Consider the following 15,653-nt stretch of genomic DNA (forward strand, 5'->3'; position numbering starts at 1 on the left):
GCTATGCCTCCACGGGCCCGTCGGGCGGGATCATCTCATCGAGTGCCTCCCGGTCAGCCGCCGAGGGGAAGGCTCCGGGGCCGGTGGGTTTGGGCTGGTACTCCACTCCCCGGCGAGCCAGGTCGTCGTACCAGTCTGCCAGCAGCTCATTCTGGAGGGCGAACATCTCGCGCTCCTCCTCGGGGGTGGCGTGGTCGTAACCGAGCAGGTGGAGGCAGCCGTGGACGGTCAGCAGGGCCAGCTCGTGATCCAGGCCGTGGCCGGCGGCGGTGGCCTGCTTCTCCGCGAACTGCGGGCACAGCACGATGTCTCCGAGCATTGATTCGCCCGGGACATCGGCGTCGGGTCGGCCTCCCCCACCGGGGCTGAGCTCGTCCATCGGGAAGCTCATCACATCGGTCGGTCCCTCCAGGTCGAGCCAGCGCACGTGCAGCTCAGAAATGGTCGCCAGATCCACGATGTGGATCGACGCCTCCGCGTCGGGGTGGACGTCCATCTCGCCGAGGGCGAAGGACAGGACGTCGATGAGCATCTGCTCATTGACGCTGCCGATGCCCGACTCGTTGAATACCTCGATGCTCACCGGCGGAATCCTCTCTCGTCCTCGGTCAGCGTGGTGGCCGTCTGCCGGGTGCGGCGCCGGGCCTCCTCGCGTTCCTCATGCTCGTCATAGGCGTCGACGATCCGGCCGACCAACTGGTGGCGGACGACGTCGACACTGGTCAGCTCCGTGAAGTGGACATCCTCGACGCCGCGGAGGATGTGGCGGACCAGACGGAGGCCGGACTTCTGGCCCCCGGGCAGGTCCACCTGCGTGATGTCACCGGTGACCACCATCTTGGAGCCGAATCCCAACCGCGTCAGGAACATCTTCATCTGTGCGGCGGTGGTGTTCTGCGCCTCATCGAGGATCACGAAGGCGTCATTGAGGGTGCGGCCGCGCATGTACGCGAGCGGGGCGACCTCGATCACGCCGGCTTCGAGGAGTTTCGGGATGATCTCGGGGTCGACCATCTCCCGGAGGGCGTCGTGCAGGGGCCGCAGGTAGGGATCGATCTTCTCGTCCAGGGTGCCGGGCAGGAAGCCGAGCTTCTCGCCCGCCTCCACGGCCGGACGGGTGAGGATGATGCGCTGGACCTGCTTCGCCTGCAGGGCCTGCACGGCCTTCGCCATCGCGAGGTAGGTCTTGCCGGAGCCGGCGGGGCCGAGCCCGAAGACGATGGTGTTTTCGTCGATCGCGTCGACGTATTCCTTCTGTCCGAGGGTCTTCGGACGGACCACCTTCCCGCGGCGGGAGATGATGTCCGAGCCCAGTGTCTCGCGCACGGACTGCGGGGCGTCGACGGTGACCATGCCGACCGCGTGTTTCACGCCGTCCGGGGTGATGACCTGCCCGCGGCGGGCGATCGCCTCGAGCTCCTCCAGGACCCGGAGGGTCCTGGCGACCTCGTGACCCGGGCCGGTGACCCGCACCTTGGTGCCGCGGGCGAACAGGTCCGCGCCGAGCTGATTGTTCAGTACCCGCAGGTTGTCGTCGTTGATTCCCAGGACGGTCTGGGCGTACTGCTCGTCCAGCTCAACGTTCCGGGTCACCACCTCAACTCGACGGCGGGTCTCCTTGGGATGCTTGGGGGCTGCCACGTTAAGTTACGCGCCTGCTTTCATCTCGGGTGTTTTGCCAACCAACGTTACCAGCGCCCGGTCAGAGTCCCGAGGGCGGCAAGCGCCACCATCGCGGCACTCGCGGTGCGTAGCACCTCCGGGCCGAGCTTGACCGCGCGGGCGCCGGTCTCCCGCAGGCGTTCCAGTTCCTCTTCCCCGATGCCACCTTCCGGACCGATCAGGAGGAAGATCTCCCGGATGCCGGCCAGGTCCAGTGTCTTGAGCGGTACCGCGGCCTCCTCGTGCAGAACCAGGACAGCCGTGTCGGACGCGGCGTACCCCTGCAACATGGTGACGAGCTGGGTGGTGTTCACGGGATCGGCGATCGGAGGAATCGTGGTCCGGCGGGACTGCTTGGCGGCGGCCAGGGCGGTGGTCTCCCACTTGGTCACGCCCTTGGCCACCTTCGGGCCCGTCCACCGGGACACGCAGCGGTCGGCCTGCCAGGGGATGATGGCGTCGGCCCCGGCCTGCGTGGCCAGGTCCACGGCCAGTTCGGCGCGCTCGGACTTGGGCAGAGCCTGCACCACCGTCACCCTCGGCACCGGCGTCGGGGTCTGCCCCACCTGCGTCACGCGCAGGGTCACCGAACTTTTCGACGCCGCGGTGACCTCGGCCTCCGCCCAGGCACCGCGGCCGTCGATCAGCTGCAGCCGCTCCCCGGGACCGAGCCGCTTGACCGTGGCGGCGTGCCGCCCTTCAGGGCCGCTGAGCTCGATGACGACCCCGGGGGTATCCAGCGGAGCGGCCTCATAGTGGAAGACAGGGAGTGACATCAGCGGCGGAAACGGTTCCGGATCCGGCTGAACAGCCCCTCCTCGCCGTCGTCCTCACTGTGCACCTTGGAGGCCTCCTGGCGGTGGTCGCGCAGCTGGGCCAGCAGCTCGCGCGAAGTTTCGTCGAGCTCGGTGGGGACAGTCACGTCGACGTGGGCGATCATGTCACCGAAGCTCTCGGAGCGCAGCTGCGGCATGCCCTTGCCGGTCAGGCGGACCCGCTCGCCCGGCTGGGTGCCCGGGGCGATGGTGATGCCCACCTTCTCACCGGCGAGGTTGTCGATGTTCAGGTCGGTGCCCAGCGCGGCGTCGAACATCGGGACCTGGACGGACAGGTGCAGGTCATTGCCGTCCCGGGTGAACACCTTGTGGCGACGGGTGGCGATCTCCACGTAGAGGTCGCCGGCCGGCCCGCCGCCCTGGCCGACCTCGCCCTGGCCCGCCATGCGGATGCGCATGCCGTCGTTGATGCCGGCGGGGATGTTGACCACCAGATCACGGCGGGCCTTGACGCGGCCCGCGCCGGAACAGTGCGAGCACGGGTCGGGGATGACCTCGCCGAAGCCGGAGCAGGTCTCGCAGGGGCGGGAGGTCATGACGTTGCCCAGGAAGGTGCGCTCGACGGCCTGGATCTCACCGGAACCATGGCAGGTGCCACAGGTGGTGGGCCGGGCCTTGGATTCCGAGCCGGTACCCTCGCAGTGCTGGCACAGCACGGCGGTGTCCACCGTGATGTCCTGCTTGATCCCGGAGTAGGCCTCCTCGAGGGTGATGGTGGTGCGCAGAAGGGCGTCGTTGCCCGGCTGCACGCGGGACCGCGGGCCCCGGCCCGCCCCACCGGCACCGCCACCGAAAAAGGCCTCGAAGATGTCGCCGAGGCCACCGCCGGGGAAGCCGCCCGGGGCGGGACCGCCGGCCTGCTCCATCGGGTCGCCGCCCATGTCCACGATGCGGCGCTTCTCCGGATCGGTCAGGACCTCATGGGCGACGGAGGCTTCGCGGAACTTCTCCGCCGCCTCGTCCGTGTCGTTGACATCCGGGTGGTACTTCCTGGCCAGCTTGCGATAAGCCTTCTTGATCTCCTGATCCGTCGCGGAACGGTCGACGCCAAGGATGCCGTAATAATCACGAGCCACGGTTAATTCGTACTTCCTTTACTCACTGGGAAAACTACTGAAATGAAAATAAGTCAATTGATGGGCTTTAGTCTAACCCGCGGCGCCGAATAGTTGACACCGCAGCGCTCAACTTCGCTGACAGCGATCAGCTACCGGTCACTCCCCGGCAAGCACCCGACTGACATAGCGTGCAACGGCGGAAACCTTGGAGATTGTTCCCGTGTAGTCCATGAAGGTGGGGCCGACCACCCCCAGGCCGCCGAGAGTAGCCCCATCGGAGCCGTAGGCGGTGGTGACCACGGAGGCCCCGTGGAGTTCCTCCACCTCGTTCTCCTCGCCGATGTAGACGCTGACATCGCCCAGGTCCCGGACGTTGGCCAGCAGTCTGAGCACCACCACCTGCTCTTCCAAGGCCTCCAGCACCATCGGCAGACCCGAGGGATAGTGCCGCACTCCCCTGGTCAGGTTCGAGGTCCCGGCCAGGATCAGCCGGTCGCTGGGCTGTTCCACGAGCGTCTCGATGAGGACTGTCGAGGCCTTGATGACGGCGCTGCGGAGGTCTTCGGGGGCATTCTCCACCAGCTCCGCCAGGGAAGTCGAGGCATCCGTGAGGGACTTGCCCACCAGGGCCGAGTTCAGCAGGTCGCGCAGCCGGGAGACATCCGTCTCGACGAAGACCTCCTCCAGCTCGACATTTCGCTGGTCCACGCGGCCGGTGTCGGTGATGAGGACGAGCAGCAGCCGGACGGGGCTGAGCTGGACCACCTCACAGTGCTTGACCCGGGACACCGTCAGCGTGGGCAGCTGGACCACGGCGGCCTGGCGGGTCAGTTGGCTGAGCAACTGCACGGAACGGCGCAGCACATCCTCCAGATCCACCCCACCCTCCAGGAAGCCGGTGATGGCGCGCCGTTCGGCGAGGCTGAGCGGCTTGATGTTGTGGATCGAGTCGACGAACTGACGGTAGCCCTTCTCCGTGGGGATCCGGCCGGAGGAGGCGTGCTGCTGCGCGATATAGCCCTCCGACTCCAGCACCGCCATGTCATTGCGGATCGTCGCCGAGGACACGTTCATCCGGTGCCGGTCCAGCAGCGCCTTTGATCCGACGGGCTCCTGAGAGGCGATGTAGTCCGCGACGATGGCGCGCAGCACCTCTTGCCGACGTTGCTCGGTCGAACTGGCCACTGCTTCCCACCTCCCGCAAGAGCTGCTCCGTTCCGCGCAGTCGCGCGGAACCTACTGTTCCTCTGCCACCAGAATATCGGTGATCATGCCGTCGGCAAGCAGCCGGCCCGCTTCGGTCAGCGCCACCCGCTCTCCGCACACCTGCAGCAGACCCCGTTCCATGAAATCGTCGATCACCGGCTTCGCCCCGGTGCCGAACCAGGACCGTGGCACGCCCTCTCTCAACCGCAGGCCCAGCATAACCTGCTCGGTGTGGTGGTCGGCCGCGGTGAGCTGTTCGGTGTCCCGGATCGGCAGCTGCCCTGCGGCCACCTGCTCCGCGTACTTCGCCGGGTGTTTGACGTTGTGGAACCGCAGGTCCCCGAGGTGCGAGTGGGCGCCCGGACCAGCGCCCCACCAGTCACCGTTGACCCAGTAGATCCGGTTGTGGGCGCATTCTCCGCCGGGCTTCGACCAGTTGGACACCTCGTACCAGTCCATCCCCGCGTCTTTCAGACGCGCATCGATGATCTGGTAGCGGTCGGCCAGCACGTCCTCATCGGGGGCGGGAAGCTGCCCCTTGCGCACCTTGCGGGCCATCGCGGTGCCGTCCTCCACGATCAGGGAATAGGCCGAGACATGGTCCACGCCCGACTCCAGCACGGCGTCCAGCGTGGCGCGCACATCGTCATCGGTCTCGGTGGGCGTGCCGTAGATCATGTCCAGGTTGACGTGTTCGAAGCCGGCCCGCTGCGCCTCTTTCGCGGCGGCCACCGGGCGGCCCGGGGTGTGCCGGCGTTCGAGCACCTGCAGCACATGCTGCGCGGTCGACTGCATTCCCAGCGAGATACGGGTGTAACCGCCCTCCCGCAGGTCCGCGAAGAATTCCGGGTCCGTGGATTCGGGGTTGGACTCGGTGGTGATCTCGGCGTTCTCGCTCAGGCCGAAGGTGCTGCGCACCGCGGCCAGTACCCGGTTCAGCCCTGCCGCCCCGAGCAGGGAGGGGGTGCCGCCACCGACGAAGACGGTGTCGGCGGTGCGCAGCCCCTCCGGGGAGGCGGCGAGTTTCTCCGCCGCCATCTCCAGTTCACGCTCCAGCGCGGTCAGGTAGGAACCGGGACTCGCACTGCTGCCGAGTTCCCCGGCGGTGTAGGTGTTGAAGTCGCAGTATCCGCAGCGGGTGGTGCAGAACGGGACGTGGAGATAGACGGCGAAGGGGGTAGCCATACTCAGGAAGCGTAGCCGCCGCCGGAAACGGCGCGACGGCGGGCCGCCACCTTCGCGGCCACCTTGGCCGCGATGGCGTCGATCCGGATGCGTTCCGTCAGGAACGCCGGCGGGTTACTCCCCCGCATGGTGCGGGTGTAGGCGGGATGGTCCGCGGCGACCGCCTGCAGCCAGGCGTGCACCGCCGTCCGGGTGAGCTCCTCGGTCTCCTGGTGGAGACGGGCGAGCGGGAAGGCGTCCAGGTCGTTGGCCACCGTCCGGGTCTCCTGCAGATTCCAGTCCACCAGCCGCTCCAGATGCTCGATGATATCGGCGGTTCGCGCGTGGAGCGCGGCGCTGAGTTCCCGGACGATGATGGGACTGTCCTGGACGGGGTGGGTCTCCCGCAGCAGTTCCGCGGTCAGGAGCGCCGGCTTGGCGACGTCCCCCTCCTCCCCCACCGGTTGGAAACTCACGGTCCCGGCTCGCAGCCCGGAGGTCAGGGCGTGCCGCAGGCCCGCCAGCTCCGCGGTCAGGGGGCGGGCGTCGGTGCGGGCGTCCTCGGTGATCTCGAGAAACTCCGCGAGACAGTCTTCGACGAGCTCCGCGTCCCAGTCCGCGATGGCCTCGATGAGGTGCTCGAGGTAGTCGGCGACTTCATCGCCGATGTTGTAGATCTCCTGGGTCAACTCACGGTGGCGCAGCTCGGCAGCGGTCCCTGTCATCCAGGCTGCTCCTTTCCTCAGGCCCAACACTCTCAAGTTGTACTTGAGACTTTCTTTCTTCGCTAGGAGACTTTAGGGAACTTTCAGGCTGTGATCGGGTTGCCCCGCCGTGTGTCCGGAAAGAGACTCCGCCGGAGCCCGGAAGCTGCCGCCGGCGGCTCAGCGGGGACGGTAGAGAAAATCGATCGCGTCCGAGTAGCGCCGGAGCACCACGTTCCGCTTGACCTTCAGCGTCGGGGTGAGCTCATCATCTTCCTCGGTCAGATCCCGGTCGAGGATGAAGAACTTCTTGATCGACTCGGTGTGGGACACGGTCTGGTTCGCCGCGTTGACGGCGTCCTGGATCTCGGCCCGCAGCTTCGGGTCGGTGGCCAGGTCTTTCAGGGCCGTGGACTCCGGAATGTTGTGTTCCAGCTTCCACCTGGTCAGCGCATCCTCCTCGAGGGTCACCAGCAGCCCGATGAAGGGTTTGCCGTCCCCGACGAGCATCGCCTGCGAGATCAGCGGATGGGAGCGCAGCTCCTCCTCCAGCGGCCCGGGCGAGACATTCTTGCCGCCCGCGGTGACGATGAGGTCCTTCTTCCGGCCGGTGATCTCCAGGTGGCCGGACTCGTGCAGCTCCCCCAGGTCGCCGGTGTTGTACCAGCCCTCGGCGTCCTTGGCCGCCGCAGTGGCCTCCGGGTTGTTCCAGTAGCCCCGGAAGACGATGTCTCCCTTGACCAGTACTTCGCCGTCGTCGTTGACCCGGATGGTCACGCCCGGCATGGGCTGGCCGACGGTGCCGATCTTCTGGTCCTCGAAGTCCACGGCGGCCGCGGCGGCGGTCTCAGTCAGCCCGTAGCCCTCGTAGATGGGCAGGCCCAGACCACGGAAGAAATGGGAGAGCTCCCGCGCCATGGGGGAGCCCCCGGTGATGCAGTACCAGACCGCCCCACCGATCGCGTCCCGGATCTTGGTGTAGACCAGCTTGTCGAAGACCTTCCGCTTGGCCTGCAGCAGCTTCGAGGGGCCGTCTTCGGTGTCCAGCGCCTGGGAGTACTCGATGGCGGTCTTCTCCGCCCGCGCGAAGATGGCGGCCTTGACCGGTCCGCCGGACTGGGCGTTGTGGGCGGCGGCGTTGCGCACCTTCTCGAATACCCGTGGCACCCCCAGCAGCATGTTCGGGTGCGAGCGCTGGAGCTCGACGGTCAGCGTGGAGGTGTCCGACCAGTGCGACTGGGTGGCGCCGCCGATGGCGATCGCCAGGGAGACCGCCCGGGCGAGCACGTGCGCCATCGGCAGGTAGGTCACCACCCGGGTGCCCGGCACCGCGATCGCCCCGATGGGGTGCGTGAGCAGCCCCCGGATCTGATGGATCCAGTTGTGGTGGGTCAGCTCGCAGCCCTTCGGCCGACCGGTGGTGCCGGAGGTGTAGACGATCGAGGCCAGGTCCTCCAGCCTGGTGTCCGCGATGCGCTCGTCCACCGCGGCGTCGTCGACCGGCCGGCCCTCGAATTTCAGGGTCTCCACCGCGGAGGAGTTGATCTCCAGGATCCGGCGCAGCTGCGAGGGTGAGCCCTGGAGCGCGGGCCGGCCGTCGTCGCCCAGCAGCAGGTGTTCCATCGTCTCGGTGTGCTCACGGGTTTCGGTGATGCCGAGCACGGCTCCGGAGTCCTCCAGGATCCACTGGACCTGGCTGAAGGAGGAGGAGGGATAAATCGGCACACTGGCGGCGCCGGCGGCCCAGATGGCGAAATCCAGCAGGGACCATTCGTAGCGGGTGGTCGCCAGCAGGGCGATCCGGTCGCCCGGCTGCACACCGTTGGCGATCAGTCCCTTGGCCACCTCATAGATCTCCCGGACGAAGTCCTCGGCGGTGACGTTGATCCACTCATAGTTCCGGGGCCGGGTGAACAACACTCCGTAGGGGCGGGCCTTGGCGCTGTCCAGCAGGGCAGTCAGGCAGGACTCGCCTTGTCTGATCTCGAAATTCGCCGGGCTGTGGTATTCCTGCACGGTTCGACTCACGCTCCTGAAAGTTGTGCTGTCTGCGCCCTGGAGGTCGGCGCTCCGTGGCATCGTCTCCACGGGCTGGCTGAGGTCATGGTTCCGGTTCACACTGGTCCGGGACCGGCGCGCCACGGCTTTCCGCGGAAGTTCACCGCGGGAGGAACATGACGGTTACCTCATGAATCTACCGCGGGATGAGGTTCCCGGCAGGCAACGGCACCCCTCATCCGGCATTTATCCAGCGCTGCTCGCCGACAGCTGGCACAATCAGGCCTTGTGACTAACGACGATGTGCTGAGGGAACTGGCCGCCGCTCACGGCGTCGCCACCGAGTACGGGGCCAGCAGTGGTGAGCAGGTCACCGTCTCCGAGGACACCCTGCTCAAAACGCTGCGTGCCCTCGATGTGGAGCTCGGGGACGCCAGCAGTGCGCAGCTGCGCGCCGCGCTGGACCGGCACCACGAGCAGGTCGCCTCCCGCCCGCTGCCGCCGTGTGTGGTCGCTGTTCAAGGTGATGCCGCGGTATTCCCCGTGCACGTCCACGACGGCGCACCGGCGGAGGTGGCCCTCCATCTGGAAGAGGGCGGGACCCGCACCCCGGAGCAGGTGGAGAACTGGGAGCCTCCACGGAAGGTGGACGGTGTGAACTGGGGGGAGGCCAGCTTCCGGCTCCCGACCGACCTGCCCCTCGGCTGGCACCGCATCTCGCTGCGCTCCAGCGGCCTCACCGCCGAATGCGGCCTCATCATCACCCCGGCACGGTTGTCCACCACGGACCGCTATGTGGCCTCCCCCGCCACGGGGGTCATGGCCCAGCTCTACTCGGTCCGCAGCCGGGACTCCTGGGGACTCGGTGACTTCCACGACCTGGGCCAGCTGGCGGAGATCGTGGCCGAGAACGCGGAAGCCGAGTTCCTGCTGGTCAACCCATTGCACGCAGCCGAGCCCACCCCTCCGGTGGAGGATTCCCCCTATCTGCCGACCACCCGCCGGTTCATCAACCCGATCTACCTGCGCATTGAGGACGTTCCAGAACTGGCCGAGCTGGAGCCTGCCCTGCAGGAGGAGGTCGCGGAGCTGGCCGCGGAGTTCCAGGAACTGAACACGTCCCCGGAAACCATCGAGCGCAACCCCGTCTACCAGGCGAAGCTGGAGGTGCTGCGGGAGCTCTACGCCCTGCCCCGCTCCGAGCGGCGCGCCGAGCAGTTCCGGGAGTTCAAGGAGCGCGAGGGAGCCGGACTGGTGGACTTCGCCACCTGGTGCGCCCGGTGGGAGATCAATGCCCAGGCGGGCAATGCCCACCAGCTCGCCCCGGACCCCGCGGAGCTCGCCGATTTCTACATGTGGCTGCAGTTCCTCTGTGATGAACAACTGGCGTCCGCCCAGCACCGGGCCGCCGCGGCCGGCATGTCCATCGGCGTCATGGCGGACCTGGCGGTCGGGGTCCACCCCGGCGGGGCCGACGCCCACAACCTGGCCGAGGTACTGGCTCCGGATGCCTCGGTGGGGGCCCCGCCGGATCCCTATAACCAGCAGGGCCAGGACTGGTCCCAGCCGCCGTGGCACCCGCGGAAGATCGCGGAGGCGGGCTATCTGCCCTGGCGCAACCTGCTGCGCACCGTCCTCCGGCATTCCGGCGGCATCCGGGTGGACCACATCCTGGGGTTGTTCCGGTTGTACTGGATCCCCCGCATGCAGTCCCCGGCCACCGGCACCTACGTCACCTATGACCATGAGGCGCTGGTGGGCATCCTGGCGCTGGAGGCGGAACGGGCCGGCGCGGTGGTCATTGGTGAGGACATGGGCACCTTTGAGCCGTGGGTGCAGGATGTGCTGGCGGACCGCGGCATCATGGGCACGTCCATCCTCTGGTTCGAGAACTCCCCCAGCGCTGGTGGCCCGCGGTTCCAGCAGGAGTACCGTCGGCTGGCCCTGTCCTCCGTCAACACCCACGACCTGCCACCCTCAGCCGGTTACCTGGAGGGTGAGCACGTGTCACTCCGTGAACGACTCGGGGTTCTCACCCGCGACGCCACGTTGGAGGACGCCGAGGACCTGGCCTGGCAGAATCAGATCCTGGACCGCATCTCCGCTGCCGGGGAGTTCCATGACACGGCGCTTGCGGGACGTTCCTTCGACGGGGTCGAGCGGGATGCACGGGGTTCCACCGCGGACCTGATGGTCGGCCTGCACCGTTACGTGGCCGGCACTCCCTCCGCGTTGACCTGCACTTCCCTGGTGGACATGGTCGGCGATAAACGCGCCCAGAACCAACCGGGCACCACCCGGGATCTCTACCCCAACTGGTGCGTGCCGTTGTGCGACGGGGACGGCCGGCCGGTGCTGATCGAAGAGCTGGCGGACAACGAGCTCTTCCACCGCATCGCGGCGGCTTCGAAACGGCCCCGCCAGCGCCGGCACTGACCCCACCGCAGTGGGGGCGGTCAGATCATGCTGATGAGCCAGGCGATGACCACCAGCACCAGCAGGATCACCAGCGCCTGGGTCACCCGTGACTGCGGGTACTTGCGCTTGTTCTTCGGAAGCTTCTGATCCTCTTTCCGAAGGTCCTCGGGGTTGGCCATGTTGATCCTCAACTTTCTTATTGCGGTCCCAGCCGCTGAACAACACTCATCCTAGTGGTTCCCGGTGTCCTCACCGATTCCGCGTCGGGAATACCACGATGCGAAGAGCCGGCCCACTGCGTCGGTGCTGCGCACCAGCACCACCGCCAGGGTGACGCACAACGGCAGCACCACCGCAAAGACGATCGGCGCCTGCAGCCACAGCGGCGCGGTGGTCAACGCCTGGGTGATCGAGTTGATCATGCGGTCACCGTGGTGTCGGTCGCCCCGGCCAGTCCACGCCGGCGCAACAGCGGACCGATGTCCTTCGACCGGCCGCGCAGTGCCTCGAAGGCCGCCGTGAAATCACGGGAGGCACCCCGGGACAACACCAGCTCACGGAAGCGCTGGCCGGCCACACGAACCTGGTCATCCGCGGCACCTTCTCCCGCTGCCCCGCTTTCGGTGAACCAGTCAAAGCCGTCGGCGTCCAGTGCCTCCGCCCAGAGGTAGGAGTAGTAGCCCGCGGAGTAGCCACCGGCGAAGATGTGGTTGAAATAGGTGGAGCGGTAGCGCGGGGCCAGCTCCGGGACCGCCAGGCCTGCCCGGCGCAGCGCCTCGGTTTCGAAGGCCGTGACCGCGGCCAGATCGGAGCCGAGCTGGTCAGCCTCCGAGCTGCTCAGCGAGTGCCAGGCCAGGTCGATGATCGAGGCCGCCAGGTACTCGGCGGTGGCGAACCCCTGTCCGAACTGCCGGGATTTCTCCACGGCCGTCAGCAGTTCCGTCGGGATTACCTCGCCGGTGTCCACGTGGCGGGCGTAATTGCGCACCACCGCCGGATCAAACGCCCAGTTCTCGTTGATCTGGGAAGGAAACTCCACATAGTCGCGCGGCACGGAGGTGCCGGAGAAGGTCGGGTAGCGCACGTCGGAGAGCAGGCCGTGCAGGGCATGACCGAACTCGTGGAAGACGGTGGTCACCTCGTCCACGCTCAACAGCGGCTGGGAACCGTCGGCGGGTCTGGTCAACCCCATCACATTGACCACCACTGGCTTGGTGCCCAGCAGTCGGGACTGGTCCACGAAGGAGCTCATCCACGCACCGCCCCGCTTGGAGGGCCGGCCGAAGTAGTCGGTCAGCAGCAGGCCGATGCCGGTGCCGTCGGACTCCTTGACCTCCCAGACCGTGACGTCCGGAGCGTACCCCCGCAGATCCTCACGGCGCTCGACGGTGATGCCGTAGAGCCTCGTGGCGGAGTGAAACACCCCGTCCTCCAGCACCTGGTTCAGGGGGAAGTACTGGCGCAGCTGATCGGTGTCCAGGTCGAAATCACGACTGCGCACCGTCTTCTCCCAGTAGGGCCAATCCGCCGCGTGAACCTGCTCACCCCGCTCCGCCGCGGCCTCGCTGAGCAGTTTGTGCTCCCCCGCCGCGTTCGCGGAGGCGGTCGGCGCCAGATCGAAGAGCAGCTGACGGGCGGCGTCGGCGTCGCCCGCGGTCTCTTCCTCGATCACGTAGTCGGCGTGGGTGTCGTAGCCCAGCAGCTCGGCCCGCTCCGCCCGGAGCCGCACCATCTCCAGCAGCACCTCGACGTTGCTGCCGGTTCCCCGCTGCTGGGAGGCCTCGTAGAGCCGCTGCCGCGTGGACTGCCGGGACAGGTCTGCCTGCTCGGACTGCACAGTGGGCAGCTCCAGCGGTAGCACCCAACCGGAGACGCCACTGGTTTCTGCGTACGCCGCCGCGGCCTCGATACGTCCCTGACTCAGCCCGGCGAGTTCGGCTTCATCCTCCACCTGCAGGGCGAACTTCCTGGTGTCGGCCAGCAGGTTGCGGCCGAAGTTCTCGCTGAGCACCGACAACCGCTGGTTGAGTTCACTCAGGCGCGCCTTACCCGCATCGCCGAGTTCGGCTCCGCGGCGTCGGAAAGCACGCAGCAGGTGATCGTGCAGGCGCTGGCTCTCGGTGTCCGCGGGCACCGGCACGGCACTGAGCCGACGGTAGAGCTCGGCGTTCTGGTAGATGGCGTCCGAGTGCGCGCTGAGCCGGGGCACCACCTCCTCGGCGATGGCGTCCAGCTCCGGGGAGGAGTCGGTGCCCTGCAGGTTGAAGAAGACCGCCGCCACCCGGTTCAGGGCCTGGCCGGCGGATTCAAGAGCCTCGACGGTGTTCTCCCACGTCGGTTCCGCCACACTGAGGATCGCCTCGATCTCCGCGTCATGCTCGGCCAGGGCCTGCTCAAAGGCCGGGGGGAAATGCTCCAGGGTGATCTCCGCGAACGGCGGGAGCTGGTACGGCAGATCGGAGGGGGTAAGCAGCGGATTCTTCGTCATAGCCGCCCATCGTAGCTACCTGTCCCCGTGCGTCCACGCAACGCTCCCGGCCGCAACCTCTGTGTCTGCTTCCCCCGTTGACCGTCTCCTCCCCGCTCCCGGCTGCGGCCCCGCTAAAATCAGTCGACATGGGTGAACACGTACAGGTGAACTGTCCCGCCGGGGAGATCACGGGAACCACCGTCGGCGACGTCAGCTATTTCCGCTCGATTCAGCACCTGTCTTTCGAGACCTTCTCCCCCGCCAGGCTGGCGGCGCCCGCACATATCGACGCACGCACGCCTCGTCCCGGGGAGGTGGCACTGTCCGTCACCGTCCCCGCCGGCACCCGTGCCGATGAGGACCTGCCGGTCCTGGCCTACATCCACGGCGGTGCCTATGAATCCGGCTCGCACGAGGAATCACGCACCCGCGCTACCGCCTTCGCCCGCGCCGGCGTGATCACGGTGAGCCTGGACTACCGGCTCGGCCCGGCGGGCTTCGTCCGCTTCCACGATGACGAACCGAACCGCTACCGCGGCATCGACGACTGCCTCCTCGGCCTGCAGTGGATTCAGCGCAACATCGAAAGCTTCGGGGGCGACCCCACCAATGTGACCCTGTCCGGTCAGTCTGCGGGAGCGGGCATTGCGCTGTGGCTGGTCCGGCGCGATCACTTCCGGGGCGAGTTCCGGCGGGTCCTAGCGTTGTCCCCGGCGTATCCCAGGGACACCTTCGAACGCCGCAAGGGCTCCCTGCGCGCAGCGTTGTCCACCCCGGTTACCCGGGTGGCGTTTTCCCGGCTGAAACCGACTGCGCTAGAGCGGGGCTACCGGCGCTTCAAGGCCCGGCACGCCACTGACATGGCCTTGGGCCCGGCCCCCTTCGACGGTGCCGAGCTCAGCGACATCCCGATCCTGGTGACCGAGACCCGGGAGGAGTTCTACGACCATCCACTCGGCGTGCGGGTGGACCGGGCGGGCTTCTCGACTGCGGGACTCCGCCTGATGGGCAGGACGATGGGGCTGGAGTCGGTGGGCACCTACCTGGCCCACGCCCGCCGGCACGACCCGCAGGGGGTGGCCCGGCAGCTGATCGGTGATTCCCTGATCCGCCGTTGGGTCAGCCGCACCGTTGAGGACGCACCGGGGCCGGTGTGGCTCTCCGAACTCGCGGGCACACCCGGCCACCCGGCGCTGCACAGCTGCGATATCCCGTTGTTCTTTCACACCCTGGATGCGGACCGTCGCTACCACCGCGGCGATGCCGGCAGGTCACGGGAGCTGGCCGACCGGATTCACGGCGATGTCCGCGACTTCGTCCACGGCCGACTACCGGCATGGCCCCGCTACGAACCGGTGGAGGGTGGCCGGATCGCCCGGCAACTGTTGCTCAATGATCCTGCGGCCGGCCCGAGACACGTCACAGACCCGCTGCGGCTGGTGCGGGGGTCCTTCCGTTGAGAGACGTTTTCCGCCTGAAAACACCGCCGTGACCAGGTGCGGTAACTGGTCACGGCGGTGTTTTTATAGCTGGGCTAGCTAGAACTCTTCTTCCGCCGGCAGTTCCTCGTCCACCAGGTCGGTCAGTGCCTGGCGCAGTTCGGGGTGGCTGAGCTGTTCCACCAGCCACGGGCTGAAGGCGAAGGGGGCAGCGTCCACGGCAGCGAACAGTTCTGCCGGCTCGACCCAGTCGATTGAATCAATCTCAGCCGGAACCGGGTCCGGGCGGTGCCCCGTAGCGAGTCGGCTCACGTGGACCGGGCAGATCTCCCACTCCACGATACCGCTGGAATCCTCCGCGCGGTACTGGAAATCCGGCAGGATGGTCTGCACATCGCGAATCGCCTCGGGAGCAAAACCCAGCTCCTCCGTGGCCCGCCGGTGAATTGCCGCCACGAAGGATTCCCCCGGGCCCGGGTGGCCACAGAAACTGTTGGTCCAGACGCCGGGCCACGCCTGCTTGTCGAGCGCCCGCCGGGTCATGAGGAGCCGGCCGTGTTCGTCGAGCAGATAGTTCGAGAACGCGAAATGCAGCGGTGTGTGACTGGTGTGGATGGTCGCCTTGGGAGCGGTACCGGCTGGCTTGCCGTTTTCGTCAGCCAGAACCACCAGCTCAACCTCGTTCGTCATGAGGTAAG

At 67.4% G+C, this 15,653-nt stretch carries 14 protein-coding genes; 2 read left to right on the plus strand and 12 right to left on the minus strand.

Annotation, left to right across the window (positions count from 1 at the left end; genetic code table 11):
• Window position 1: 1 nt before the first annotated feature.
• The 8 genes from ybeY to ACQCVD_RS10140 all read right to left on the minus strand — a co-directional run bounded on the left by ybeY (window position 2) and on the right by ACQCVD_RS10140 (window position 8,646).
• Complete coding sequence (gene ybeY / locus ACQCVD_RS10105) at window positions 2-583, minus strand: rRNA maturation RNase YbeY (RefSeq protein WP_426823633.1); 582 nt, start codon at window positions 581-583, stop codon at window positions 2-4.
• Window positions 580-1,641, minus strand: a complete 1,062-nt coding sequence (locus ACQCVD_RS10110; RefSeq protein WP_426823634.1) for a PhoH family protein — start codon at window positions 1,639-1,641, stop codon at window positions 580-582. The genes ybeY and ACQCVD_RS10110 overlap by 4 nt, the downstream gene beginning before the upstream one ends.
• Window positions 1,642-1,688: 47 nt before the next feature.
• Window positions 1,689-2,438: a 16S rRNA (uracil(1498)-N(3))-methyltransferase gene (locus ACQCVD_RS10115; RefSeq protein WP_426823635.1), complete on the minus strand. Its 750-nt coding sequence runs from the start codon at window positions 2,436-2,438 to the stop codon at window positions 1,689-1,691.
• Window positions 2,438-3,574, minus strand: a complete 1,137-nt coding sequence (gene dnaJ / locus ACQCVD_RS10120) for a molecular chaperone DnaJ (RefSeq protein ID WP_426823636.1) — start codon at window positions 3,572-3,574, stop codon at window positions 2,438-2,440. Before dnaJ ends, ACQCVD_RS10115 begins: the two co-directional genes overlap by 1 nt.
• Before the next feature lie 138 nt (window positions 3,575-3,712).
• Window positions 3,713-4,741: a heat-inducible transcriptional repressor HrcA gene (gene hrcA, locus ACQCVD_RS10125; RefSeq protein WP_426823637.1), complete on the minus strand. Its 1,029-nt coding sequence runs from the start codon at window positions 4,739-4,741 to the stop codon at window positions 3,713-3,715.
• A 51-nt stretch (window positions 4,742-4,792) separates the two neighbouring features.
• The gene (hemW, locus tag ACQCVD_RS10130; protein ID WP_426823638.1) at window positions 4,793-5,947 is read right to left on the minus strand and encodes a radical SAM family heme chaperone HemW; all 1,155 of its coding nucleotides are present in this window, start codon (window positions 5,945-5,947) and stop codon (window positions 4,793-4,795) included.
• A 2-nt stretch (window positions 5,948-5,949) separates the two neighbouring features.
• Window positions 5,950-6,651, minus strand: a complete 702-nt coding sequence (locus ACQCVD_RS10135; protein ID WP_426823639.1) for a hypothetical protein — start codon at window positions 6,649-6,651, stop codon at window positions 5,950-5,952.
• 159 nt (window positions 6,652-6,810) lie between these two features.
• Entirely contained in the window at window positions 6,811-8,646 is a 1,836-nt protein-coding gene (locus tag ACQCVD_RS10140; RefSeq protein WP_426823708.1) for an AMP-dependent synthetase/ligase, read from the minus strand.
• 270 nt (window positions 8,647-8,916) lie between these two features.
• Between ACQCVD_RS10140 and malQ the strand changes: the two genes are divergently transcribed.
• Window positions 8,917-11,064 (plus strand): 4-alpha-glucanotransferase, encoded by a 2,148-nt coding sequence (malQ, locus tag ACQCVD_RS10145; protein WP_426823640.1) that lies wholly within the window; start codon window positions 8,917-8,919, stop codon window positions 11,062-11,064.
• Window positions 11,065-11,084: 20 nt separating this feature from the next.
• Here the strand turns inward: malQ and ACQCVD_RS10150 are convergent, their stop codons facing one another.
• Genes ACQCVD_RS10150 through ACQCVD_RS10160 form a run of 3 tightly spaced genes read right to left on the minus strand, consistent with a single transcriptional unit; the run spans window position 11,085 to window position 13,534 of the window.
• On the minus strand, window positions 11,085-11,225 hold the full coding sequence (locus ACQCVD_RS10150) for a hypothetical protein (RefSeq protein ID WP_426823641.1): 141 nt from the start codon (window positions 11,223-11,225) through the stop codon (window positions 11,085-11,087).
• A 51-nt stretch (window positions 11,226-11,276) separates the two neighbouring features.
• Window positions 11,277-11,468 carry a hypothetical protein gene (locus ACQCVD_RS10155; RefSeq protein ID WP_426823642.1) on the minus strand — a complete coding sequence of 64 codons (192 nt, stop codon included), beginning with the start codon at window positions 11,466-11,468 and terminating at the stop codon, window positions 11,277-11,279.
• Entirely contained in the window at window positions 11,465-13,534 is a 2,070-nt protein-coding gene (locus ACQCVD_RS10160) for a M3 family metallopeptidase (protein WP_426823643.1), read from the minus strand. The genes ACQCVD_RS10155 and ACQCVD_RS10160 overlap by 4 nt, the downstream gene beginning before the upstream one ends.
• Before the next feature lie 128 nt (window positions 13,535-13,662).
• On the opposite strand from ACQCVD_RS10160, the gene ACQCVD_RS10165 reads away from it, so the two are divergent.
• The gene (locus ACQCVD_RS10165; RefSeq protein ID WP_426823644.1) at window positions 13,663-14,976 is read left to right on the plus strand and encodes a carboxylesterase family protein; all 1,314 of its coding nucleotides are present in this window, start codon (window positions 13,663-13,665) and stop codon (window positions 14,974-14,976) included.
• A gap of 78 nt (window positions 14,977-15,054) precedes the next feature.
• On the opposite strand, the gene idi is transcribed toward ACQCVD_RS10165, so the two are convergent.
• The gene (gene idi / locus ACQCVD_RS10170; RefSeq protein ID WP_426823645.1) at window positions 15,055-15,645 is read right to left on the minus strand and encodes an isopentenyl-diphosphate Delta-isomerase; all 591 of its coding nucleotides are present in this window, start codon (window positions 15,643-15,645) and stop codon (window positions 15,055-15,057) included.
• Window positions 15,646-15,653: the final 8 nt, after the last annotated feature.

Source organism: Corynebacterium halotolerans, from assembly GCF_050107895.1.
Taxonomy (GTDB): Bacteria; Actinomycetota; Actinomycetes; order Mycobacteriales; family Mycobacteriaceae; genus Corynebacterium; species Corynebacterium halotolerans_B.